20 protein-coding genes and 1 tRNA gene are annotated in these 24,460 nt (G+C 63.9%); 13 read left to right on the forward strand and 8 right to left on the reverse strand.

The window, feature by feature from the left end; all coding sequences use genetic code 11:
* Positions 1 to 77: 77 nt before the first annotated feature.
* From HWV67_RS22030 to HWV67_RS22050, 5 genes are all read left to right on the forward strand, one after another.
* Positions 78 to 1,397 carry an NAD(P)/FAD-dependent oxidoreductase gene (locus tag HWV67_RS22030; RefSeq protein WP_175652766.1) on the forward strand — a complete coding sequence of 440 codons (1,320 nt, stop codon included), beginning with the start codon at positions 78 to 80 and terminating at the stop codon, positions 1,395 to 1,397.
* 190 nt (positions 1,398 to 1,587) lie between these two features.
* Entirely contained in the window at positions 1,588 to 2,916 is a 1,329-nt protein-coding gene (locus HWV67_RS22035; protein ID WP_175652767.1) for an MFS transporter, read from the forward strand.
* Between the two features lie 41 nt (positions 2,917 to 2,957).
* A complete protein-coding gene (locus HWV67_RS22040) occupies positions 2,958 to 3,860 on the forward strand; it encodes a dihydrodipicolinate synthase family protein (RefSeq protein WP_175652768.1) in 903 nt (300 codons plus the stop codon).
* Position 3,861: 1 nt separating this feature from the next.
* Complete coding sequence (locus HWV67_RS22045) at positions 3,862 to 5,352, forward strand: aldehyde dehydrogenase (RefSeq protein ID WP_175652769.1); 1,491 nt, start codon at positions 3,862 to 3,864, stop codon at positions 5,350 to 5,352.
* Positions 5,353 to 5,618: 266 nt separating this feature from the next.
* Complete coding sequence (locus tag HWV67_RS22050) at positions 5,619 to 6,524, forward strand: DMT family transporter (RefSeq protein WP_175652770.1); 906 nt, start codon at positions 5,619 to 5,621, stop codon at positions 6,522 to 6,524.
* Between the two features lie 27 nt (positions 6,525 to 6,551).
* Here HWV67_RS22050 and HWV67_RS22055 read toward each other — a convergent pair whose 3' ends face one another.
* Positions 6,552 to 6,758, reverse strand: a complete 207-nt coding sequence (locus HWV67_RS22055) for a DUF3079 domain-containing protein (RefSeq protein ID WP_175652771.1) — start codon at positions 6,756 to 6,758, stop codon at positions 6,552 to 6,554.
* A gap of 339 nt (positions 6,759 to 7,097) precedes the next feature.
* Here HWV67_RS22055 and gabP point away from each other — a divergent pair, with 339 nt between their 5' ends.
* Positions 7,098 to 8,501 carry a GABA permease gene (gene gabP, locus HWV67_RS22060; RefSeq protein ID WP_175652772.1) on the forward strand — a complete coding sequence of 468 codons (1,404 nt, stop codon included), beginning with the start codon at positions 7,098 to 7,100 and terminating at the stop codon, positions 8,499 to 8,501.
* Positions 8,502 to 8,771: 270 nt separating this feature from the next.
* On the opposite strand, the gene HWV67_RS22065 is transcribed toward gabP, so the two are convergent.
* Positions 8,772 to 9,077: an NIPSNAP family protein gene (locus HWV67_RS22065; RefSeq protein ID WP_175652773.1), complete on the reverse strand. Its 306-nt coding sequence runs from the start codon at positions 9,075 to 9,077 to the stop codon at positions 8,772 to 8,774.
* 216 nt (positions 9,078 to 9,293) lie between these two features.
* On the opposite strand from HWV67_RS22065, the gene HWV67_RS22070 reads away from it, so the two are divergent.
* From HWV67_RS22070 to HWV67_RS22080, 3 genes are read left to right on the forward strand one after another with little or no spacing between them, the layout of a single operon-like run.
* Positions 9,294 to 10,652: a glutamine synthetase family protein gene (locus HWV67_RS22070; protein ID WP_175652774.1), complete on the forward strand. Its 1,359-nt coding sequence runs from the start codon at positions 9,294 to 9,296 to the stop codon at positions 10,650 to 10,652.
* A 49-nt stretch (positions 10,653 to 10,701) separates the two neighbouring features.
* Positions 10,702 to 11,787, forward strand: a complete 1,086-nt coding sequence (locus HWV67_RS22075; protein ID WP_175652775.1) for a polyamine ABC transporter substrate-binding protein — start codon at positions 10,702 to 10,704, stop codon at positions 11,785 to 11,787.
* Between the two features lie 14 nt (positions 11,788 to 11,801).
* Complete coding sequence (locus HWV67_RS22080; RefSeq protein ID WP_175652776.1) at positions 11,802 to 13,097, forward strand: NAD(P)/FAD-dependent oxidoreductase; 1,296 nt, start codon at positions 11,802 to 11,804, stop codon at positions 13,095 to 13,097.
* 146 nt (positions 13,098 to 13,243) lie between these two features.
* On the opposite strand, the gene HWV67_RS22085 is transcribed toward HWV67_RS22080, so the two are convergent.
* On the reverse strand, positions 13,244 to 14,113 hold the full coding sequence (locus HWV67_RS22085; RefSeq protein ID WP_175652777.1) for a helix-turn-helix domain-containing protein: 870 nt from the start codon (positions 14,111 to 14,113) through the stop codon (positions 13,244 to 13,246).
* Positions 14,114 to 14,321: 208 nt separating this feature from the next.
* Between HWV67_RS22085 and HWV67_RS22090 the strand changes: the two genes are divergently transcribed.
* Both HWV67_RS22090 and HWV67_RS22095 read left to right on the forward strand, forming a co-directional pair.
* The gene (locus tag HWV67_RS22090) at positions 14,322 to 15,050 is read left to right on the forward strand and encodes a TorF family putative porin (RefSeq protein WP_175652778.1); all 729 of its coding nucleotides are present in this window, start codon (positions 14,322 to 14,324) and stop codon (positions 15,048 to 15,050) included.
* 15 nt (positions 15,051 to 15,065) lie between these two features.
* On the forward strand, positions 15,066 to 16,931 hold the full coding sequence (locus HWV67_RS22095) for a CocE/NonD family hydrolase (RefSeq protein WP_175652779.1): 1,866 nt from the start codon (positions 15,066 to 15,068) through the stop codon (positions 16,929 to 16,931).
* Between the two features lie 341 nt (positions 16,932 to 17,272).
* On the opposite strand, the gene HWV67_RS22100 is transcribed toward HWV67_RS22095, so the two are convergent.
* From HWV67_RS22100 to HWV67_RS22110, 3 genes are all read right to left on the reverse strand, one after another.
* Positions 17,273 to 18,580, reverse strand: coding sequence for a J domain-containing protein (locus HWV67_RS22100; protein ID WP_175652780.1), 1,308 nt, complete (start codon positions 18,578 to 18,580; stop codon positions 17,273 to 17,275).
* Between the two features lie 6 nt (positions 18,581 to 18,586).
* A complete protein-coding gene (locus HWV67_RS22105) occupies positions 18,587 to 20,278 on the reverse strand; it encodes a molecular chaperone HscC (protein WP_175652781.1) in 1,692 nt (563 codons plus the stop codon).
* A gap of 173 nt (positions 20,279 to 20,451) precedes the next feature.
* A complete protein-coding gene (locus HWV67_RS22110; RefSeq protein WP_095158762.1) occupies positions 20,452 to 21,078 on the reverse strand; it encodes a LysE family translocator in 627 nt (208 codons plus the stop codon).
* Positions 21,079 to 21,368: 290 nt separating this feature from the next.
* On the opposite strand from HWV67_RS22110, the gene HWV67_RS22115 reads away from it, so the two are divergent.
* Together HWV67_RS22115 and HWV67_RS22120 are read left to right on the forward strand one after the other, a co-directional pair.
* A tRNA-Gln gene (locus HWV67_RS22115) sits at positions 21,369 to 21,443 on the forward strand.
* A 308-nt stretch (positions 21,444 to 21,751) separates the two neighbouring features.
* Positions 21,752 to 23,452, forward strand: coding sequence for an amidase (locus tag HWV67_RS22120; RefSeq protein WP_175652782.1), 1,701 nt, complete (start codon positions 21,752 to 21,754; stop codon positions 23,450 to 23,452).
* Positions 23,453 to 23,509: 57 nt separating this feature from the next.
* Here the strand turns inward: HWV67_RS22120 and HWV67_RS22125 are convergent, their stop codons facing one another.
* Positions 23,510 to 23,776: a hypothetical protein gene (locus tag HWV67_RS22125; protein ID WP_095158760.1), complete on the reverse strand. Its 267-nt coding sequence runs from the start codon at positions 23,774 to 23,776 to the stop codon at positions 23,510 to 23,512.
* A gap of 84 nt (positions 23,777 to 23,860) precedes the next feature.
* Positions 23,861 to 24,433, reverse strand: a complete 573-nt coding sequence (locus HWV67_RS22130) for an RBBP9/YdeN family alpha/beta hydrolase (protein WP_256680166.1) — start codon at positions 24,431 to 24,433, stop codon at positions 23,861 to 23,863.
* Positions 24,434 to 24,460: the final 27 nt, after the last annotated feature.

Here is a 24,460-nt window from a genome sequence, read left to right on the forward strand (position 1 = left end):
GAAGGTTGGCGAGGTTCGCCAGTCATTTCGGCCTGGGTGGCAACACCGGATCAAACAAGAACAGCCAGGTCCCTGAAATGACAAAAGTAACCTCGTTGCCGGCCGATGATAAATCGTGCGGCTGGTATCACCTGAGCCCTTCGCGCACACCGCGGCCCGCCCATGTCGGCAACCGCAACGCGCGTTGGGTGGTGCTCGGCGCCGGCTATGTCGGCCTCGCTGCCGCGCGCCAGTTGGCGCTGAAGTTTCCTGACGAAGAGATCGTCCTGATCGAAGCGCAGGAAGTCGGCTTCGGCACGGCCGGCCGCAACGCCGGCTTCGCCATCGATCTGCCCCACGATATCGGTGCCGAGGACTACATCGGCGACATCGGTACCGCAAAAATCTCGCTGCGCCTGAACCTCACCGGCCAGAACTACCTCAAGGATCTGGTGGCCGAGCACGGCATCGACTGCCAGATGAAGTTCTGCGGCAAGTACCAGGCCGCTGTCGAAGAGCGCGGCATCGCCGTCCTCGACGCCTACCGCCGCGGCCTGGAAAAGCTTGGCCAGCCCTTCGAAGTGATCGAAGGCGCCGACCTGCCGGACCACATTGGCACCGACTTCTACCGCAAGGCCCTGTTCACCCCCGGCACCGCCTTGATCCAGCCGTCGGCGCTGGTCAAGGGCCTGGCCGAAAGCCTGCCGTCCAACGTCACGCTGTATGAATGGACGCCCATCACCGATGTCGAATACGGCGCGAAAACCGTATTGCGCCACGCCAACGGCAGCATCACCGCCGACAAGCTGGTGCTGGCCAACAATGCCTTCGGCGGCCACTTCGGCTTCCTCAAGGGCACCATGCTGCCGGTCTTCACCTACGCCAGCCTGACCCGCCCGATGACGGCCGCGGAACAGGCGCGCCTGGGCGGCAAACCGTACTGGGGCGTGATCCCCGCCGACCCGTTCGGCACCACGGTGCGCCGCACCCCGGACAACCGCTTGCTGATTCGCAACAGTTTCAGCTTCAACCCCAGCGGTCGCGCCGACAGCAAGTACCTTGAGCGCTTCATCAGCCGCCACAAGGCCTCGTTCGACCGCCGCTTCCCGATGCTTCCGGATGTCGGCATCGAGTACACCTGGGGCGGCGCGCTGGCGATGTCGCGCAACCACGAAAGCTTCTTCGGCCAACTGGCACCGAACGTCTATGGCGCGCTGTGCTGCAACGGCCTGGGCGTCACCCGTGGCACCGCCACCGGCAAACTGCTGGCGGACTGGCTGAGCGGAGAAAGGAGCGACCTGATCGACTTCCTGCTGCGCTCGCCGGGCCCCAACGTCAACCCGCCCCAGCCGTTCCTGTCGCTGGGCGTGAATGCCAATTTGAAGTGGGGACAAATGCGAGCCGGCAAAGAAAGCTGATTCACCCGGAGTTTCAACGCAGTTCTTATTAACAATTGCCGCACTGTCGAAGTGTGGCGATGCGGGTTAGTGCACCCGTAAACAACGTCGCGATGGCCGTTTGCAAGTTCCCGGACTGAAGTCTTTTTTTCAGCGCCGCGGACCCACTCGGCCTCGAGAAACCCGACGCTCGATAATGCAGGAAATAATAATGACAACGCCTACTTGTTCAGTTGAAGACGTTCCACTCAATCGCTTTCACCAGTTACTCACCGTGCGCTCAGGCGGCGGTTCGTTCGTTGACGGTTATGTGCTCAGCATCATTGGCGTGGCCATGGTGCAGATGTCCGCAGGCCTGAGCCTCACCGCGTTCTGGCAGGGCATGATCGCCGCCTCGGCACTGATCGGCATTTTCTTCGGCGGCTTCTTCGGCGGCTGGCTGACTGACCATTTCGGGCGCAAACGGATTTTCTTCGTCGGCCCGATCCTGTTCATGCTCGGCTCGCTGGTGCAGTTCTGGGTCGAGTCCGGCCCGGAGCTGTTCGCCCTGCGCTTTTTGATCGGCGTCGCGGTCGGCATCGAATACCCGGTAGCTACCGCGCTGCTGGTGGAATTCCTGCCGAAGAAATACCGCGGCCCGCGCCTGGCCACCCTGACCATCCTCTGGTTTGCCGGTGCCGCCTTCGCCTACATCCTCGGCCACTTCATCCTCGCCGCCGGTGGCGAGAACGGCTGGCGCCTGGTGCTGGCAAGCCCGGTGATCATCGGCGCGATCCTGTTCGCCGTGCGCATGGGTACCCCCGAGTCGCCGCGCTGGCTGCTGAGCAAGCACCGCCCGCAAGAAGCCGAGGCCATCATCAAGCAGGTGTACGGCAACGACTTCTCGCTGAAGAACCTGCCGGAACAGGCCCAGGAGAAAAAGACCTCGCTGCTCAGCCTGCTCAGCTCCGGCTACGGCAAGCGCATGTTGTTCGTCGCGATGTTCTGGTCCTGCTCGGTGATCCCGGTGTTCGCCGTCTACTCCTTCGCGCCGAAGGTGCTCGAAGCGCTGAACCTCAAGGGTGACTGGGCGTCCTTCGGCTCGGTGGCGATCACCCTGCTGTTCGTGGTCGGCTGCATCATCGCCACCCGCCTGATCAACAGCATGGGCCGGCGCAGCATGCTGATCCACAGCTTCCTCTGGTCGGGCCTGGCCCTGCTCGGCCTCGGCGCCTCCCACGACAGCTCGCCGATGGCGGTGCTGGTGCTGTTCGGTGCTTACGCCCTGTTTATCGGTGGCGCCCAGGTGCTGCAACTGGTCTACCCCAACGAGCTGTTCCCCACCGAAATCCGCGCCAAGGCGGTCGGCATCGGCACCTCGTTGTCGCGTGTCGGCGCTGCGGTCGGCACCTGGCTGGTACCGATGTCGCTGCAGACCCTGGGCATCGCCCAGACCATGTACGCCGCCGCCATCGTCACCCTGATCGGCCTGCTGTTCGCCTGGGCCCTGGCTCCGGAAACCCGTTCCCTGACTCTGCAACAAGCCGCCTCGCTGAACTGAGCGCGGCCCGAACCTTCCTTGCGTCCCACTGGAGAAAACACATGAAATTCGAAGGCATCTACACCCCCGCAGTCACCCCGCTGAACGCTGACGGCAGCATCGACAAGGCCGGCTTCGCTGCGGTGCTGGACTACCTGGTGGAATCGAAGATCCACGGCATCATCATCGGCGGCTCCACCGGCGAGTACTACGCCCACACCGCCCAGGAGCGCGTCGAGCTGGCCGCCCAGGCCAAGGACGTGATCAACGGCCGCATCCCGCTGATCATCGGTACCGGCGCGATCCGCACCGAAGACTCGGTGGCCTACGCCAAACACGCCAAAGAGATCAAGGCCGACGCGCTGCTGGTGGGCACCCCGCCGTACGCTCTGCCGACCCAGCAGGAAATCGCCGTGCACGTCAAAGCCGTGGACGCCGCCGCCGACCTGCCGATCATGCTCTACAACTACCCAGGCCGCATGAGCGTAAGCATGGGCCCGGAGTTCTTCGACGCGGTGGCCGACGTCAAGAACATCGTCGCCATCAAGGAAAGCTCCGGCGACATGAACCAACTGCACCGCCTGGCCACGAAGTACCCGCACATCTCGCTGTCCTGCGGCTGGGACGACCAGGCCCTGGAGTTCTTCGCCTGGGGCGCGCAAAGCTGGGTCTGCGCCGGTTCCAACTTTATCCCGCGTGAACACGTCGCCCTGTTCGAGGCCTGCGTGATCGAGAAGGACTTCGCCAAAGGCCGCCGCATCATGGCGGAAATGATGCCGCTGATGGACTTCCTCGAAGGCGGCAAATTCGTCCAGTCGATCAAGCACGGCGTCAGCCTGCACGGCCTGCGCACCGGCGGCGGTCGCGCTCCGCTGCAAGGCCTGGACGCTGCCGAACAGGCCGCGCTGGCCGACGTGGTCGCCACCTTGAAACGTAACATCGCCGCTATCGTCGAGGGCAAGTGAAATGACCGACCTCCTGAGCAAGGAACAGTACGTCGCGATCGCCGCCGGCCTGATGCCGCGCAACCAGGCCTTTATCGACGGTGAGTTCCGCGACGCCATTGGCGGGCGCACCTTCATCACCACCAACCCGGCCACCGGCAAGCCACTCGCTGAAGTCGCCGCCTGCGACGTGCAGGACGTCAACGTCGCCGTCGCCGCGGCCAAGGCCGCCTTCGAAGACGGTCGCTGGAGCGCACTGAGCCCGGGCGCCCGTAAAAAGGTGCTGCTCAAGTTCGCCCAGTTGCTGGAAGACAACGCCCATGAACTGGCCGTGCTGGAAAGCCTGGACAGCGGCAAGCCGGTCAGCGAATGCCAGAACGTCGATGTGCCGGAAACCATCCACACCCTGCGCTGGCACGCCGAGCTGATCGACAAGATCTACGACGCCACCGCGCCGACCGGTTCCGCCGCCGTAACCATGGTGGTACGCGAAGCCATCGGCGTGGTCGGCCTGGTCCTGCCGTGGAACTTCCCGCTGCTGATGCTGGCCTGGAAGATCGGCCCGTCGCTGGCCGCCGGTTGCTCCATCGTGGTCAAGCCGGCCAAGGAAACCACCCTCACCGCCCTGCGCGTCGCCGAACTGGCCCACGCCGCCGGCATCCCGGCCGGTGTGTTCAACATCGTGCCTGGCGGTGGTCGCGAAGCGGGTGAGGCCATCGGCCGGCACATGGACGTGGCCATGGTCAGCTTCACCGGCTCCACCGACACCGGTCGCCTGTTCCTCAAGTACGCCTCCGAGTCCAACCTCAAGCGCGTGGTGCTGGAACTGGGCGGCAAGAACCCGGCCGTGGTCATGAACGACTGCGAAGACCTCGACGCCGTGGCCCAGTTCGTCACTGCCGGCGCCTTCTGGAACATGGGTGAAAACTGCTCGGCCTCCTCGCGCCTGATCGTCCACCAGGACGTCAAGGACGAGCTGCTGGGCCTGATCGGCAAGCACATCAAGGATTGGAAACTGGGCGACCCGCTCGACCCGGAAAACCGCCTCGGCGCCATGGTCAGCAAGGCGCACTTCGAGAAAGTCCGCTCGTACCTGGAATACGCCGCCGAACAGCAGCTCAACGTGGTCCAGGGTGGCGAAACCCAGGACGGCGTGTTCGTGCAGCCGACCATCGTCGACGGCGTCACCCGCGACAGCCGACTGTTCGTCGAAGAAATCTTCGGCCCGGTGCTGAGCGTGACCAGCTTCGCCACAATCGATGAAGCCATCGAACTGGCCAACGACACCATCTACGGCCTGGCCGCCTCGGCCTACACCGGCAACCTGCGCAACGCCCTGCGCCTGTCGCGGGAAATCCGCGCCGGTGTGGTCACCGTCAACTGCTTCGGCGAAGGCGATGCCTCGACGCCGTTCGGAGGCTACAAAGAGTCCGGATTTGGCGGTCGCGACAAGTCCATCTGGGCGCATGATCAGTACACGGAGCTGAAGACCATCTGGATCGACGCTTCGTGAGCTGAAAACGCGGTGCTGTTCTGACGGAGTTCGGCACCACACCCCGGCCACCGCCCCACGCAGGCGGTGGCCGACCCCTTTTCGGTTTCTGTTTCATCTCGCAGTACGGCGAACAAGCAGCACGGCCCATGCAGGCCACTACAACGCTGCGGCGCTGACGGCTTCCGGTCCCGGAAGACCACACATATCCCTATACCCAAAAACCAGTCCGCACGACCACCGGAGAGTGCTCGCGTGCGCACACTTGCACAGACTTTCTACTGCCCATGCTCGCTTCCAACGTTTCAACCCAGGGTGCAACCCTGGGGCATCGCAATGCGCTGATCATCGCCCACCTGGCCGCCGTGTTGTTCGGCTTGACCGGCATCCTCGGCCACCTGATCGACGCCAGCGCCTCGGTCATCACCTTCGGTCGCGCGGCGTTCGCCGTGCTCGCATTGGGCGCCGTGGCGCAGTTCCAGCGCCGTGGCGTCTTCCATCAACTGAACTGGCGCAAGCTGGCGATGATTGCCCTCAGCGGGGTCATGCTGATGGCTCACTGGGTGACCTTCTTCATCGCCATCAAGGTCGGCGGCGTAGCCGTGGCCACCCTCGGTTTCGCCAGCTTCCCGGCGTTCATTGCCCTGCTCGACCTGGCGGTTTTCCGCGAACGCATCGGCGCCAGCGAAGGCTTGTTGTTGCTGCTGGTAAGTGCCGGCCTGGTGCTGGTGGTGCCGTCTTTCGATCTGTTCGATCAGGGCACCATCGGCTTGCTTTGGGGCCTGGCCTCGGGGCTGTCCTTCGCCTTGCTGGCGATCACCAACCGCCGTGGCCTGCAAGGCATGAACGCGGTGCAGGTGGCCTTCTGGCAAAACATGACCGTCGCCCTGCTGGTCGCGCCGTTCGCCCTCGACAACATGATGATCCGTGGCCTGAGCCACAGCGACTGGCTGTACCTGGCGATGCTCGGCGTGTTCTGCACCGGGTTGTCGCAGTACCTGTTCGTCAAAAGCCTGGAAGGGCTGGAGGCGCGAAGCGCGGGAATGATCATCGCCCTCGAGCCGGTCTACGCCATCGCCTGCGCCTGGTGGCTGTTCGGCGATCAACCGTCGCTGCGAATGGTCGCGGGAGCGTCGTTGATCATCCTGGCGACGGTGTTGTCGGCCTGGGGGAAGCTGGCGACGTCTGAATGAGGGCCCAAGTTGGGCCTCGTTGAAGTATCAGGGCGCCGGGCTCTCGTCGCTGGCGTCCGGTAGCGCCAACCCCCAGTCACCCGGCTCATGCCAGTCGTCACCGAAGGTCTCGGCAGGGTGCATGGTGCGGTCGGCGCCATTGCCGCAATCCAGCTTGCTGGCCGCGCAATAGCGGTCGCAACCCCAGCAGATCCTTTCAGGGTTCTTGGGGTTGAGGGGAAAAGGTTTGGCCATGGCGTCGGGTCCTGTTCCGTGCTGTTGCATCAGCCTAACCCGCGCTGGCCGCGAGGCGCCTTGATCCGGGTCAACGGGCCGGCCGGCTTGACCGGCAAGGTGCCGCAGACATCTTTCTGCTGGATTTTCTGCAAAAAACTTCGCAACAACGCCGCTGCTCCCCCCTGCCCCGCCGCCCTCTGGCATGCCGATGTCGCTTTCAGTCATGAATGCGGCAAACCCAGGCATTAGACGCTCCCCATGACAGCGATAGCTTGCCAGTCGGGGGATCGCCCGTGCTGCGGCGCCGCCCCCGTCGTGCCGTTTCATAACAAGTCCAATAACAAAAAGGCCTTCAGGATGAATACATCTACCCAGCGCGATCGCGCCGAACTGGCGCAGGGCTTCAAGCCGCGCCACGTCACCATGTTGTCCATCGCCGGGGTCATCGGTGCCGGGTTGTTCGTCGGCTCCGGCCACGCCATCGCCGCCGCCGGTCCCGCCGCTATCCTCGCCTACGTCATGGCCGGCAGCCTGGTGGTGCTGGTAATGCGCATGCTCGGTGAAATGGCGGTCGCCAGCCCCGATACCGGCTCCTTCTCCACTTACGCCGACAAGGCCATCGGCCGTTGGGCCGGGTTCAGCATCGGCTGGTTGTACTGGTGGTTCTGGGTGCTGGTGATCCCGATCGAAGCCATCGCCGCCGGCGTAGTGCTCAACGCCTGGTTCCCGCAGGTCGATGCCTGGCTGTTCGCCCTCGGCCTGACCGTGGCGCTGACCACCACCAACCTTGCCAGTGTCGGCAAGTACGGCGAGTTCGAGTTCTGGTTCGCCATGCTCAAGATCATCGCCATCGTCGCCTTCATCGGACTCGGCTTCTACGCCTTGCTCGGCGGTTTGCCGGGCCGCGAGGTGAGCGGCCTGAAGCAGTTGCTGGACACCCAGGGCGGCTTCGTGCCCAACGGCTGGGCGGCGATCATCGGCGCGCTGCTGACCACCATGTTCAGCTTCATGGGCACCGAAGCGGTAACCATCGCCGCCTCGGAATCGAGCAACCCCGCCGGCAACATCGCCCGCGCCACCCGTTCGGTGATCTGGCGCATCAGCGTGTTCTACCTGCTGTCGATCTTCGTGATCATCTCCATCGTGCCGTGGAACGACCCACTGCTGCCGCTGCAGGGTTCCTACCAGCGCGCGCTGGAAATCATGCAGATTCCCTACGCCAAGCTGCTGGTGGACGGCGTGGTGCTGGTGGCGGTCGCCAGTTGCCTGAACTCGTCGATCTACATCTCGTCGCGGATGGTCTTCTCACTGGCCAAGCGCGGTGATGCGCCGGGGTTCATCCAGCGCACCTCGTCTCGCGGCGTGCCGCGAGCGGCAGTCATCGTCAGCACGCTGATCGGCATGGTCACCACGGTGGTGAACTACTTCGCCCCGGCCCATGTGTTCCAGTTCTTGCTGGCCACCTCGGGTTCCATCGCCCTGCTGGTGTACCTGGTGATCGCCTGCTCGCAACTGCGCATGCGCGGCATCCTGCGCCGCGAAGGCAAGCTGCCGGAATTTCGCATGTGGCTGTTCCCGTGGCTGACCCTGGCAGTGATCGCCTTCATCGTGTTTGCGCTGGGCGTGATGTTCGTCATGCCGGAGCACCGGATGGAAGTGACGGCGACCCTGGCCCTGGCGGGAGTGACCGTGCTGCTGGGCGTGATGCGCGCAAGGCAGCATGAGGCTGTCGAGGCTGGGCGGGTGTTGAGCCGGTCCTGATTGATTGGGGCTTCAAACGCCATCGTCGGCTTGCCGGCGATGGCCACAGGTTTCGCGTCAAACCGCTGTGTTTGCCTGCGAGAGGTATAGATGCCCACACTTCCCACCGGGATCACCGGGCTAGCCGCCGGCGAGCGGCGCCATCATTCCTGCCAGCAACGCCTCCGTCAGTGCCTGGCTGATGCGAGCTTGCTCGCGAAGATCCACAAAACAGGCACAAACGCTCTTACGTTGCGCCTCCACGGCCCATCTCGCTCCACCCGGCCCGGATCAACCCAGCACCGGCCGCAAAAAGCTCCGTTCGTAGCTGACAATGAATTTTTTCTCCAGCGCCAACGCCACTGCTGCCACACATTCCGGGTCATCCTCGGCCTGCTTGCGGTAATGCTCGTACTCCGCCAATCCCGCAAAGCTGAACAGGCAGTAGGCAATATTGTTGGCGCCCTCGGCGGGCAGGAAATAACCGTGGTGCTGGCCGCCCATGCGCTCTACCAGCTTGATCCACAGGCGTGCGTAGGTTTCGAACGCCGGGATCTGATAGGGGTCGATTACGTAACGGACGTGGCAGGTGATCATCGCGAACACTCCTTGCTGATGGGCGAGCGCAGCAGTCTACCCGGCTCGCGCCGCGGCACGCTTGAACGAACTTGCCATTTCATCGACACCCGCCATTCCTGCACAAAACGGATAGAACCGCCCCCCGCCTCCAGCGAACACTAGCCCCGTCGGCACCGACCACCCACTCGGTCGCCTGCCTTCGAGTGCCTAAACAACTACCCGCTAGAGGTTTGCATGAACACCCCCGCGCATCAGCTGGCCACCTGGCTGAAGCAACACCAGATCACCGAAGTCGAATGCATTGTCAGTGACCTCACCGGCATCGCCCGCGGCAAGATATCCCCCACCAACAAGTTCCTCGGCGAAGGCGGCATGCGCCTCCCGGAAAGCGTGCTGTTGCAGACGGTTACCGGCGATTTCGTCGATGACGACATCTACTACAGCCTGCTGGACGAGGCGGATATCGACATGTTCTGCCGCCCCGATGCCGACGCGGTGTTCCTGGTGCCCTGGGCCATCGAGCCCACCGCGATGGTGATTCACGACACCTACGACAAGCAGGGCAACCCGGTCGAGCTGTCGCCGCGCAACGTGCTCAAGCGCGTGCTGCAGCTCTACAAGGACAAGGGCTGGACGCCGATCGTCGCGCCGGAAATGGAGTTTTACCTGACCAAACGCAGCAGCGACCCGGACTTCCCGCTGGAAGCGCCGATCGGCCGCTCCGGTCGCCCGGAAAGCGGCCGGCAGAGTTTCTCGATCGATGCCGCCAACGAATTCGATCCGCTGTTCGAGGACGTCTACGACTGGTGCGAAGCCCAGGGCCTGGACCTCGACACGCTGATCCACGAAGACGGCCCGGCGCAGATGGAGATCAACTTCCGCCACGGCGACGCGCTGTCGCTGGCCGACCAGATCACCGTGTTCAAGCGCACCATGCGCGAGGCGGCGCTCGAGCACAACGTGGCGGCGACCTTCATGGCCAAGCCGATCACCGATGAGCCGGGCAGCGCCATGCACATCCACCAAAGCTTGGTGGACAGCGAGTCGGGCCGCAATATCTTCGTCAATGAAGACGGCTCGATGAGCGAGCTGTTCCTGCACTACATCGGCGGCCTGCAGAAGTACATTCCCAAGGTGCTGCCGATGTTCGCGCCGAACGTGAACTCGTTCCGTCGCTTCCTGCCGGACACCTCGGCGCCGGTCAACGTCGAGTGGGGTGAAGAGAACCGCACCGCCGGCCTGCGTGTGCCGCCCTCCTCGCCTGAAGCCATGCGCGTGGAAAACCGCCTGCCCGGCGCCGACGCCAACCCGTACCTGGCCATCGCCGCCAGCCTGCTGTGCGGCTATCTCGGCATGGTCGAGCGGATCGAGCCGAGCGCGCCGGTCCAGGGTCGCGCCTACGAGCGCCGCAGCCTGCGTCTGCCGGTCACCATCGAAGACGCACTGGCGGCCATGGAAGAGTGCGCGGTGCTGGAACAGTACCTCGGGCGCAAGTTCGTCCAGGGCTACGTCGCGGTGAAGCGCACCGAGCACGAGAACTTCAAGCGCGTGATCAGCTCGTGGGAACGGGAGTTCCTGCTGCTGAGCGTCTGACGCGAGCACACGCCTTCGAAAAACAACAACAGGATGGACAGGAGCCGCTATGAATCTGTTGAAACGCCTTGCGCCCTTCACCTTGCTGGCGCTGCCGCTGGCTGCACTGGCGCAGCCGAGCGTGAGCATCTACAACTGGACCGACTACATCGCGCCCGACACGCTGACCGGTTTCCAGAGCAGCACCGGAATCAAGCCGGTGTACGACGTGTTCGACTCCAACGAGACCCTGGAAGGCAAGTTGCTGGCGGGCAAGACCGGCTATGACGTGGTCGTGCCCTCCAACCACTTCCTCACCCGTCAGGTTGACGCCGGAGTGTTCCTGGAGCTGGACCGCAGCAAGCTGCCCAACTGGAAGCACATGGACCCGGCTCTGCTCAAGCTGCTGGAGCAGAACGATCCCGGCAACCGGCATTCGGTGCCCTACCTGTGGGGCACCAACGGCATCGGCTACAACGTCGAGAAGGTCAAGGAAGTGCTCGGCGTCGACCATATCGACTCCTGGTCTGTCCTGTATGAACCCGAGAACCTGAAGAAGCTGCAGAAGTGCGGCGTGGCCTTCATGGACTCAGCCGACGAGCTGATCCCGTCCATCCTCAACTACCTGGGCCTGGACCCCAACAGCACCAACGCGGCCGACTACGCCAAGGCCGAAAAACGGCTGCTGGAGCTGCGCCCCTACGTGACCTATTTCCATTCGTCCAAGTACATCTCGGACCTGGCCAACGGCAATATCTGCGCGGCGTTCGGCTTCTCCGGCGATGTGCTGCAGGCCGCCAACCGGGCCAAGGAAGCGAAGAACGGCATCCAGATCGCGTACAGCATTCCCAAGGAAGGCAGCAACCTGTGGTTCGACCTGATCGCGATTCCCGCCGACGCGAAAAACCCCGACCAGGCCCACGCGTTCATCAACTACGTGCTTGAGCCCAAGGTCATCGCCGAGGTCAGCGACTACGTCGGCTACCCCAATGCCAACGTCGATTCCAAGGCCTTCATCGACCCCGAGACGCTGAACAATCCCGAGGTCTATCCGCCGCAGGCCGTGCTCGACAAGCTGTACATCTCCAATGCGCCATCGCCGAAGATCATGCGGCTGATGACCCGTAGCTGGAGCAAGGTCAAGTTCAACCAATGAGCCGGGACAGCGTGATGAATCGAACCGGCGAACATACCGCGTCGTACTACGCCGCCACCGCGCGCGACCGCCACACCTACCCGACGCTGGACGGCGAAATCCGCGCCGACGTGTGTGTGATCGGCGGTGGCCTGACCGGCGTCAACACAGCGCTGGAACTGGCGCTGCGCGGTCATTCGGTGGTGCTGCTGGAAGGCCGGCGCATTGGCTGGGGCGCCAGCGGGCGCAACGGCGGCCAGTTGATCCGCGGCATCGGCCATGACGTCAGCGGCTTTGCCAGGTACGTCGGCGAAGACGGTGTGCGTTACCTGCAACGTGCCGGCGAAGACTCGGTCACTCTGGTGGCCGAGCGCATCGCCGAATTCGCCATCGACTGCGACCTGCGCTGGGGCTTCTGCGAGTTGGCCAACACCCCGGCGCAATTTGCCGCGATGGTCGATGAGCAGAAGGCCTTGCGCGCGTCGGGTTATGCCCATCCCATCGAACTGGTGGAACCCGGGCGCATGCACGAGGTGGTGGCCAGCGACTGCTACGCCGGGGGCCTGATCGACATGGGCTCCGGGCACCTGCACCCGCTGGACCTGGTCACCGGCGAAGCCCGGGCCGCAAGCCGGCTGGGGGTTCAGGTCTTCGAACAAAGCCCGGTGCTGCGTATCGAGCACGGCAGCCAGGTCACGGTGCATTGCGCCCGCGGCCGGGTACGGGCAGACAGCCTGGTGCTCGGCTGCAACGCGCACCTGGACGAACTGGAACCGAAGCTGAGCGGCAAGGTGCTGCCGGCGGGCAGCTACGTCATCGTCACCGAGCCGTTGCCGGAAGCAGTAGCAGCACAGTTGATCCCGCGTAACCTGGCGCTGTGTGACCAGAAGGTCGGGCTGGATTACTACCGCCTGACCGCCGACCGCCGCCTGCTGTTCGGCGGTGCTTGCCACTACTCCGGTTCCGACCCGAAAGACATCGGCGCCTACATGCGGCCGAAGATGCTCAAGGTCTTCCCGCAACTGGTTGACGTGCGTATCGACTACCAGTGGGGCGGCATGATCGGCATCACCGCCAACCGCTTCCCGCAGGTTGGCCGGCTGAGCCAGCACCCGAATGTGTACTTTGCCCAGGGCTATTCCGGGCATGGGCTGAACGTTACCCACTGGACGGCAAAGTTGCTGGCGGAAGGGATTTCCGTGGGCCAAAGCACCGGGCTGGATGTGTTCAGCGCGGTGCCGCACCTGACGTTTCCCGGCGGGAAACTGTTGAGGTCGCCATTGTTGGCGTTGGGGATGCTTTGGTATCGGATGCGGGAGGTGATGGGTTAGTCGGTGGTTGTTTCTGAGGGCCTCATCGCTGGCAACGCCAGCTCCCACAGGTTTTTGTGTCAGGCCTCAGTTTTGTGCCCGGCTCAAAACCCTGTGGGAGCTGGCGTTGCCAGCGATGAGGCCCTCAAACCCCACAAAGAACCTGCCTACCCCCGCTTCAACGTCGCCTTCGGATACTCCCCGAACAGCGCGTGATACGACTGCGAAAACCGCCCCAGGTGCCAGAACGACCAGCGCATCGCCACTTCGGCCACGGTCACCTGACCAGGGTCTGCCGCCAGCAAATCACGCCTGACCGCATTCAAGCGGCGATTGCGCAGCCAGACCGTCGGCGGCATGTCCGCGTAGCGCATGAACGATTGCTGCAGATGCCGCACCGACACCCCCGCCGCTTCCGCGAGGTCAAGCACGCCGAAGCTGTCCTGCGGGCAATCGTTGACCACTTCCTTGACCCGCTCGACCACCCGCCGCGCCTGGTTCTCCGAACGCCGGCGTGCGCCGACGTCCAGCGCCTCGTCCAGCAACAGGAAGCAACCCTCGGCAATCTGCTCGGCGAAGCCCGGTGCATCGACGTCCACATGACCTTCCAGCGCACCAGCCAGCACGCCGCTCAGCGAGTCTTCGAACGAGCGGCAGCCGGTCGAGCGCAGCGGTTGCAACACCAGTTGGCGAAACTCCGCGGCAGAACGCTTCCAGGCCGCCGGCTGCTTCAGCACCACCGCCACCTCGCGGTAGTTCTCCGGGGTGACCCAGGCATTGCGGGTCTGGCCATCGAGCAGGTATAGCGCGTCATCGCTCATGTCGAAGCTGAACACCAGGGCATCAGGCGGGGCATGGAATTCCTGTTCGACGCGCAGGTTCATGTGCTCCTCGTACAGCTCGACGGCGCCCGTCTGCGCATGCCCCAGCCGGCCATGAAAATGGCCCGCCGACATCTGCGTGTACTGCTCCTGCCAGCCCGGCAACGCCACACGATGCTCGCTCACTTCGTGAGCTTCCAGCACCTTGATCGCCATGGTCTTACCCCGGTCATTTGTTAATTTTATTAATCATCTACCCGTTTCATGCGCAAGACGGATAGAGGCACGCCGCATAAAGCCAATAAATTAAGGATGTCGGCGACAATGACGCATCGCACGACAAGCCTCACACAACAAAATCAGTAATACAAATAACTATTAAAGCGTCAATCTGCCGTCAAGAATAATAAACGGAGCGGAGCAGATGAAAGCGATTACAGTGCGCCTCGGCGCAGCGGTCTTGCTGAGCCAGGCCATATCAGCACAGGCCGTGGAGCTGAACCCGGATTTCACCCTCGATGTGCTGGTCGCGGCGATAAGCGACTACCGCACCGGCGGGATCTCGCAAACCCTTAACAAACCGGCCTTGCAGTTCGATGTCAGCCTTCACCATTCGAGCGGCCTGCTGGCAGGCATCTTCACATCCAACGTCGATTTCGACAGCGATGCCCGTCGCGAATACGACTATTACGTCGGTATCGAGCATGCCTTCAACGACACCCTGAGCGCCTCGCTCATTTACTACGAATACGACTACCCGCGGGAGAGCGCCTTCAACTACGGCGAGTGGATCGGCACGCTGTCGGCCTGGAACGCCACGCTGGGCGTGAAGTACACCCGTGACGTCAAACCCTACGGCGACGACCGCGGCGTGATCTGGGCCGGCTACACCCTCGACCTACCCTGGGAGTCGACGCTGGACCTGCGCCTCGGCTACTCCGACGCCAAGGACCCGGTCTATGTCAGCCACGACGGCAACACCCGCAGCGGCTATCGCGACTGGGAGGTGGGGCTGAGTAAGGAACTGCTGGGCGTCGCCTGGCGCCTCGCCTACGTCGATACCGACCTCTCGAAAGCCGAATGCGAATCCACCCAGGGCATCGACGACATCTGCTCGGCGACGCTGATGGTTTCCGCCTCGAAACGCTTCTGACCCAGGGTGCTCATCATGCTTTTTCGCACAACTGCAATTGCCGCCAGCCTGGCGGCCGCAACACTGCTGGGCGGCACCGCGCACGCCGCCCAGGACATTCCCGGCCAGGACGTCAGTTCCGCCCCGGCTCGTCAATGGCAACCCTTCTGGGCCAAACGCGAAACCGGCTACATCAAGACGGCGGACGGCACCGAGCTGCGCTATTCGGCGCTGCTGCCGGCCACCCAGGGCCGTTTCCCGGTGCTGGTCCGCTACAGCGGCTACGACTCCGGCAGCATCGGCGGCAGCGCCTACCTAGCCGACGATGAAACCTTCTCGGTCGACCTCGACAAGCAACTGGTGAGCCTCGGCTATGCCGTGGTCGGCGTGCAGGCGCGGGGCACCGGCTGCTCCCAGGGCACCTTCGATTTCCTCGGTCCGGCCTACGGCACCGATGGTCGTGACGCCATCGAGTTCATCGCAAAACAGGCGTGGTCCGACGGCAAGGTCGGCATGTTTGGCTGGTCCTGGTCCGGCATGTCGCAACTGATGACCGCCGCCGAGCGCCCTGCGAGCCTCAAGGCGATCGCCCCCGGCATGGTGCTGGGCGATGCCCGCGGCGACAGTTGGGCACCGGGCGGCGTGCCGGCGCCGGAGTTCGTCACCGGCTGGCACTGGTACCTCGACCAGCGCTGGGCCGCGGTCAAGGCCAGCGCCACCAGCGAAAACGACAGCCGCTGCCTGAGCCAACTGGCGAAGAACGAGGCGGACATCGGCAAGCACGCCCTGACCTACCAGTTGATTCGCCATCCGCTGCGCGACGAGTGGGTCAACCAGCGCAACATCCGCGACCGCACCCACCTGATCCAGGTGCCGATCCTGTCCTTCGAAGCCTGGCAGGACGAGGCGGTCATGGCCCGCGAGGGCTACTACCACGAGACCGTGCGCCCGGAACACCTGTGGACCGTACAGAGCAACGGCCCGCACGATCTCTACGAGTCCCGGCATTTCCGCGACAAGCTGGTGGCCTTCTTCGATCACTTCGTCAAAGGTCAGGACAACGGCTTCAACCGCACCCCGCACGTCGAAATCTGGCAGGAGACCGCAAGCGCACAACGCGACACCCCGCACGACCTCAATGAAACCGCCGCCCCCGGCTGGACGCTGCAACGCGAGCGCCTGCCGCTGGACATCACCCCAGTGCGCTTCGCCCTGGCCGGCGGCGGCAAGCTGATCGAAGGCGGCAAACCCGAGGGCGAGCCGGACGAATACAACTACCCGGTGGCCGGGCCTGACGTGAACACCTACGAGGAAGACAACGCCTGGGGCCAGCTCAAGCCGGGCTGGGAGCACGGCAGCCTGGCGTATACCAGCGCGCCGCTGACCCGCGACCTGCTCAGCTATGGCCCCGGCAGCGCCGACCTCTGGCTGTCGACGCCGATGGGGCCGGACCTGGACGTGCAGGTCACCCTCACCCAGTTGCTGCCCGACGGCCAGGAAGTTTTTATCCAGCGCGGTTGGCTGCGGATGTCGGCACGCAAACTGGATGACGGCAAGTCCACCGCGCTGCGCCCGTGGCGGCTGGATACCCCGGATGCCGTCGAACCGATGCTGCCGGACACGCCCGTGCTGGGCCGGGTGGAAATCCCGCCGTTCTCCCATCCGTTGCGCGCAGGCTCGAGAGTGCGCCTGTGGATCGACGCGCCTGGGCGCACCGGAGGTTACGGCTTCGACACCTTCGCCCTGCCCGCCAAGCCGAAACTGCTGCATGACGCGCAGCACCCTTCGACGCTGGTGTTGGGTGAACTCAAGGGCGTCCAGATACCTGCGGCGCAACCGGCTTGCGACAGCCTGCTGAAACAGCCGTGCCGGCCCGACCCGCTAAGCCCGGCAGCCAACTGACCCGTGAGGAATCGATCATGAATGCATTACTACTGTCACACCGTGCCGTCCGCCAGGACTCCGCCGGGTAAAGGGCTATACCCACGTCGGCACGATCGATGACGTCAGCGACAGTGAAGTGCTGATCGGCGTGTACCGGGTCGACGGGGTCTGAGGCAACAACGTCAATGGGGTTCCACTCGTTTGCCCTCGCACTGTCAGGTTGCGAGGGCTTTTTTTGCAGAAGATTCTCGGTAGTGCCGCCGGGAGATGAACAGGCGCATCTTCGAAATCAGTCTGGTGATGACTCTGTAGGAGCGAGCTTGCTCGCGAAGATCACCCCCCAAACCCCTCAGGAAACATCACCAACCCGCCTCATCCGTCGGCCGCGTCATGGCCTGGTACATCCGGCTCCACGGCGCAGGAATGGTACCCCGCAAGGTGGCATTAGCGAGGTACAGCACCAACGGAAACACCGCCAACGGCACCGGCCACCAAGTCGATGACAGTTCCCGCAGATTCCACGCCGCCAGCCACGACAGCGCCGCGCACGGCAACACATGACGCAGGATCAACAGGCCCGCGCCCCGGCGATAAAGCCTGTCCGGCAACACCGCGCGACTGAGGGGCATGTCCAGCCGCGTCAGCCACATGGCGATCCTGCGCCAGATGACGTAAGCCCATACACTGCCCGCCGCCGCCAGCAAACCCGATACCACCACCCGGATGACGTATTCGGAAGGTCGGGTCTCGGCCAGAGGCAGGTGTTTCAGCGCGATGAATCCACTGGCAAGCAACCACAAATAGAGACAGAACGGCACCGCCGTGCGCGGCAGCCACGCCCGCCAGTCATCCACCAGTTCAAGTCCCAACCGCTGCAGCGTTGTCGGATTGCGCTGTTCGAAGCTTTCCGCCACTTGCTGACAATGCGCCCACTGGCCCGCGTCCATGCCATCGGCCAGTTGCCGTCGGTCGAGATCGCTTTGCCGCACGAACAGGAACGACAGCACCGCGTCCGGGTTTGGGCTCTGCACGTCACGCCGCACGCGGTCCACCTCGAACGCTGCCGCACGCAAGTCCATCAGGTGGCGCCAGCGCGCCCCCGAGCAGGGGATATGACCCTTGGCATCGCTCCAGTCCATACGCGCGGCCAACTGATCGAAGAACGCGGGGGACCAATGGCCCTCATGCTCCAGGCAGTCCAGCAGTTGCTCCTCGAACCATTGCCGGCGATCGAACGACAGCATCCATTCGCTGGCGAGAATCTGCGGCAATACCGACAGCAGCCGATGCTCGTGGCCCTCGGCGAACCACTGACGAATTTGCCCCATCGAGATAACCGGCTCCGGAATGGCGCGAACGTATGCGGCATAGTCCGGTTCCTCCGGCGCAGCCCGAACCGGCGCGGGTGCGGGCGCGACTGACAACGCCCCGCCTTCATCGATTGCGGCCAGCACCGGCTGCGGCTCCGGTGCCTCGTCCTGTTCTTCCTCCTCCCACTGCGCCCGCCAACGCAGCTCGGCCAACGCGGTTTCGTAGGCTTCGCGCAGTTGCTGAAAGGCCGCTGCATCTTCGTCAGGACGATGAATCTTGAGCAACCGGGCATAGGCGCGTTTGACCGCACGCTCGTCCGCTTCGGGGGTCAGGTCCAGCAATTGCCAATGACTCATGAACCCTCAGCCCTCCTGCTCGATCTGCGCCAGGTGCTCGGCAACGCTGCTGTAGGCCTTGCGCACCTGATGTTCATCCTGGGTTTCCAGCGCCTGCTGGAAGTATTGGGCCAGTTGCGCGATGTGCTCGCGGCGATGGCCGAGGTGCTCCTGATACAGGCGCTCCAGTCGCGCCAACAGCAAGGTGTTGGTCTGCTGATCGCGGGGATGGACCTTCAATTGCTGCAGGTCAGCCAGGCGCCGGGCGATTTCGTTCTTGTCCAGTACGCCGGGGTTGTTCTCGATCACCAGGGTGCGCGTCTCGCCATTGATCGGCAGGTGCACCTGGGCCTCCAGCAGGCCGTTGTTGTCGTAGGTGAAGCGCACGTCGAGGTCGACTTCGCCGGCCCGGCGCTTGGGCACCGGGATATCCAGTTCGCCGAGGAAAATGTTGTTCTGCACCAGCCGGCCTTCACCCTGGAAGATGCGCACCCGCACATGCTCCTGGCCATCGCTCAAGGTGGACACCACCCGCGAACGGCTCACCGGCACCACGCTGTTGCGCTCGATGATCGGCAGGTAATGCCCGCTCTGATAACCCTGCGCCACCTGCACCGAGGTCTCGATCCCGAGGGTGTAGGGGCAGACATCGGTCAGCACTACTTCTTCCAGCGAAGCATCGCGGGCCTTGAGCGCCGCCTGGATCGCCGCGCCCTGGGCGACCACTTCGTCCGGGTTCAATTGCATGGAGGGAATGCGCCCGAACAGCGACGCCACCAGCTTGCGCACCAGCGGCATACGCGTGGCGCCGCCCACCAGCAGCACCTCGTCCAGTTCCGCCGCCTTGATCCGGGCGTCCCGCAGCGCTCGTTCGATGGGCGCGCGCAGACGGTCGAGCAAGGGACGAACCACCGTGGCGAGGTCGTCCTGGGTCAGGTCGAGGTGCCATTCGCGGCCGTCGTCACTGAGGTTGAAACGCGCTTCGCTGGCGTGGCCCAGGGCATGGCGGACACGCTGCGCTTCACGGCGCAAACGCTGGGCCAGTTCCGGGCGATTGACGTCTGGCAGGTCTTTCGCGCCGATCCGCGCGACGAAGTACGCCACCAGGCTGTCGTCGAAATCTTCGCCGCCGAGGAAGTTGTCGCCGGCACTGGCGCGCACTTCCATTACCCCTTCGAACAGCTCCAGCACCGACACGTCGAAGGTGCCGCCGCCCAGGTCGAAGACCAGGAAGGTGCTTTCGTCCCGCTGATGCAGCCCATAGGCCAGGGCGGCGGCAGTCGGTTCGTTGATGAGCTTTTCGACGGTCAGCCCCGCCAGCTCGCCGGCAATGCGCGTGGCCTTGCGCTGGGCGTCACTGAAATAGGCCGGCACGCTGATCACCGCTTCGCTGACCGTCTCGCCAAGTGCCCGCTCGGCATCCGCCTTGAGGCTACGCAGCAGCATCGCCGACAGTTCTTCGGGGCGATAGGCGCGCTGGCCGAGGCGGGTTTCGCGGCCGCTGCCCATGTGTCGCTTGAACAGCGCGGTGGTCAATTGCGGGTGAGTCTGCAGGCGCTCGCGGGCGATATCGCCCACCACCAACTGGCCCTCGTCGTCGAGGCCGACGACGCTGGGCGTCAGATAATTGCCAAGAGCGTTGGGCAGCAGGCGCGCGGACTCGCCGTCCCATACCGAGACCAGACTGTTGGTCGTACCCAGATCGATGCCAATGATCACGGTCACTGTTCCTTGTGTAATGCGGAAAACCGGCGCGGGCCAGCCCGAGCCGCGGGTTTGCTATTAGAGCGACGCGATGGGGCCACGTAAAGTGGCCCGTGGGAGATGCGACACACCCCTTGAACGAAAATTCCCGGGCAGTCTTCAGTCGCGTGCCAAACCGAGGGCAGGATTTATTTCTGGGTCAGCGCCACCACCGAGACACCCGAGGCAACGAACGTCACCCCTGCTCCGACATTCAGGCCGTTGACCAGCCGTGGCCGCTGGCGCAGCGACTGGGTCAGCGCGGTGGCGAACACCCCCATCAGCGCAAAGCCCACCGCCGTCAGCGCGGCGAACCACACGCCATAAACGAACATCTGCAGCGTCACCGAACCCAGTTGTGGATTGACGAACTGCGGAATGAAGGCCAGCACGAACAGGCCCGGCTTCGGGTTGAGCGCTGCGGACAGAAAACCGGTGAGGAAGATGTTGCGCAGCGGCTGCCGGGCTGCCGGCGCGAAGTTGATCAGGTTGCGCGAGCGCAGCACCTTGATGCCCAGCCAGAGCAGGTAACCGGCACCGATGATCTTGACGACCCAGAACGCTACCGCCGACGTCTGCATCAACAGGGTCAGGCCCAATGCCGCGGTGGTGGTGTGGAAGAGAATGCCGGCCCCCGACGCTACCCCCGAGACGATCGCCGCCAGCCGCCCTTGGCTCAGACCGCGACCGATCGCCAGCAGGTTGTCGGGACCGGGGGAAATCACCAGCAGCAGACAGGCAGCGGTGTAGGCCAGCCAGATATCCAATGGGAACACGATCGCTCTCCTTCCTTGGGGATGTGGGAAATTTCGCTAGATGCGGTCCGCAACCCTACCCCAACTGAGGACGCCAACGCGATGCTGTTGGCTTTTCGCCGGTGCCAATGACGGTGACCCGCAAACTAAGTCGCTGTTTTAAAACCCCTTTCGTTTTAAAAGGGGCTTCACAGACGTAACAAAAGTTGATAAATTGCCGCCCATCCTGCAACGGACCACTAGGTTCATCGCGAAATCGTCTTCGCAAACAGCAGGATTCTGCATCTGGATGTTCTTTCATCCGTCGCAACAGGGGCGTCGCCAAGCGGTAAGGCAGCAGGTTTTGATCCTGCCATGCGTTGGTTCGAATCCAGCCGCCCCTGCCATTTTCTTCTTCTGTTTCACCCTCCCTTCTGAATGATCCTGATGCCTCGGCAGACAGCGTTCGACTGTTCGTATTTTTCTACACCTCCAAATAGCGAAAGCTGCCCTTTATCGCCAAAATCATCAGGTCTGGCGTAGTCCCCATTCCCTTGTTCATCGCCAAGTGTTAAATATATCGCCCACTTTAGGCCGCCCTGTTGCGTAAAGCCGCACAACGGGGTATCGAACGAGATAACAATTTGAAAAGCCTGATGTCCCTGCGTGAGGGAAGCACTTTCCCTGTTACCTGTCAGTCACCGGAGCAAGCTGCATGATCGAGGTCACCGAAGTTTCCATTGCCCAACTGCGTGCCGCGCTCGAATCCGGGCAAACCACCGCAGTTGAACTGGTCAAGGCCTACCTTGCCCGGATCGATGCCTACGACGGCGCCGACACGCCCACCGCACTCAATGCGGTGGTGGTGCGCAACCCCGAAATCCTCAAGGAAGCCGAAGCCTCCGACGCCCGCCGCGCCCGGGGTGAAACCCTCGGCCCACTGGACGGCATTCCCTACACCGCCAAGGACAGCTATCTGGTCAAGGGCCTGACCGCCGCGTCCGGCAGCCCGGCGTTCGCCGAGCTGGTGGCCTATCGCGACGCCTTCACCATTGAGCGCCTGCGGGCTGCCGGGGCGATTTGCCTGGGCAAGACCAACATGCCGCCCATGGCCAACGGCGGCATGCAGCGCGGCGTTTATGGCCGCGCCGAAAGCCCGTACAACGCCGCTTACCTCACCGCGCCGTTCGCCTCCGGCTCGTCCAACGGTGCCGGTACTGCCACCGCTGCGAGCTACTCGGCGTTCGGCCTGGCGGAAGAAACCTGGTCCAGCGGTCGCGGCCCGGCCTCGAACAACGGCCTGTGCGCCTACACCCCGTCGCGCGGGGTGATTTCGGTTCGCGGCAACTGGCCGCTGACGCCGACCATGGACGTGGTGGTGCCCTATGCACGGACCATGGCTGACCTGCTCGAAGTGCTCGACGTAGTGGTCGCCGAAGACAAGGACACCCGCGGCGACCTGTGGCGCCTGCAAACCTGGGTGCCGATCCCGAGCGTCGCCTCGGTGCGTCCGATCTCTTATCAGGAACTGGCGGTGGGCGCCGGCGCCCTGGCCGGCAAACGCCTGGGCGTGCCGCGCATGTACATCAATGCCGATGAACTGGCCGGCACCTCGGAAGCACCAGGCATTGGCGGCCCGACCGGCCAGCGCATCAACACCCGCGCCTCGGTCATCGACCTGTGGAAGCAGGCGCGCCAGGCCCTGGAAGCGGCCGGTGCCGAAGTGATCGAAGTGGATTTCCCGCTGGTATCCAACTGCGAAGGCGACCGCCCCGGCGCGCCGACCGTGTTCAACCGCGGCATCGTCTCGCCGGAATTCCTCCACCATGAACTGTGGGACCTGACCGCCTGGGCCTTCGACGATTTCCTCCAGGCCAACGGCGATCCGAAGCTCAATCGCCTGGTGGATGTGGACGGGCCGAAGATCTTCCCGCACGACCCCGGCACCCTGCCCAACCGCGAAGGCGACCTTGCTGCCGGCATGGACGAATACGTGAAGATGGCCCAGCGCGGCATCACCCCGTGGAACGAAATCAGCACCGTGCCGGACGGTCTGCGCGGCCTGGAGAAGACCCGCAAGATCGACCTGGAAGACTGGATGGATGAGCTGAAGCTGGACGCGGTGCTGTTCCCCACCGTGGCCGATGTTGGCCCGGCGGATGCCGATGTGAATCCCGAGTCGGCGGATATCGCCTGGAGCAACGGCGTCTGGGTCGCCAACGGCAACCTCGCGATTCGCCACCTCGGCGTGCCGACCGTCACCGTGCCGATGGGCGTGATGGCCGATATCGGCATGCCGGTGGGGCTGACCTTCGCCGGTCGCGCCTATGACGACTCGAACCTGCTGCGCCTGGGCGCGGCGTTCGAGGCCACCGGCAACCGGCGGATGATTCCGCCGCGTACGCCGGTGCTGTAACAGCGCAGGCAACCGCGACGGTTTGGGGGCGCCGGACCGTCGCGGTCGCTGCAACGATTAACGTCCCTGAGCGCCTGCTCCATCCGCCCGCCGCGCGGCATCGACGCCGGCACTGGTCAGCTTGATCGGAAAGGTCACCGACGGTTCATGGTCCTGCACCGTCACCGGATTGCCGTGGATCAGATTGCGTTCCTGCAGGTGTTTGAGCGTCCCGGCCACGGCCTTTTCACCGCGGTAGTTGTCGAGAATTTCCTTGCCCAGTCCTTCCGGGTGCGCGTGCAACAAACGGGTCAGGACTTCACGCTCCAGTTCATCATTGCTCATGAATACCTCTCTGCCCTGCGGGCTCGATTGGGGATGGTCGACATTTTTGTGACCACCCCGAACAGGCAGAGATTCATTCGAAAATCAGCCCGCCGCCGAAACCCTCAGTGCATCCAGCAGTTCCCTGCCCTGCGCCCAGTCGCTCAGTCCGCTCTGGCCATTGATGTGCCCGCGTGCGCCCACCTCGACGAAACGGCTGCCCCACGCCTCGGCGCAGTGCCGGCTGAAATCCAGACTGGCGTAGGGATCATCGCTGCTGGCCACCACGAGCGTGGGGAATGCCAAACGCTGCATCGGCAGGTCGCCGAACCCTGACGCCTGCGACGGAAACGTAGGTCCTTGCGGGTCTGGTGGTGCCACCAGCATTGCACCGGCAATCTGTACATCGCGCGCCTGCGCCCAATGAATGACCTGCAGACAGCCGAGGCTGTGCGCCACCAGAATCGTCTCGGGGCCGATACGGCGCAGTGTCCTGTCGAGGTTCTCGACCCACTGCTCGCGTACCGGCTGGTCCCAGTCCTGCCCGTCGATCAGCGTCATGCCGGCGTCGCTGTCTGCCCAAATCCGCTGCCAGTGCCCGGGACCGGAGTTGCCGATGCCTGGAAGGAGCACTATCTGTTGTGCCATGTCGGTCTCCATGTCGATGGTGGCCGTCAACCCTAGGACCATTTCCCTCCCGGCTCA

The sequence above is a fragment of the Pseudomonas sp. Marseille-P9899 genome (assembly GCF_903166565.1).
In the GTDB taxonomy this organism is placed as follows: Bacteria; Pseudomonadota; Gammaproteobacteria; order Pseudomonadales; family Pseudomonadaceae; genus Aquipseudomonas; species Aquipseudomonas huaxiensis.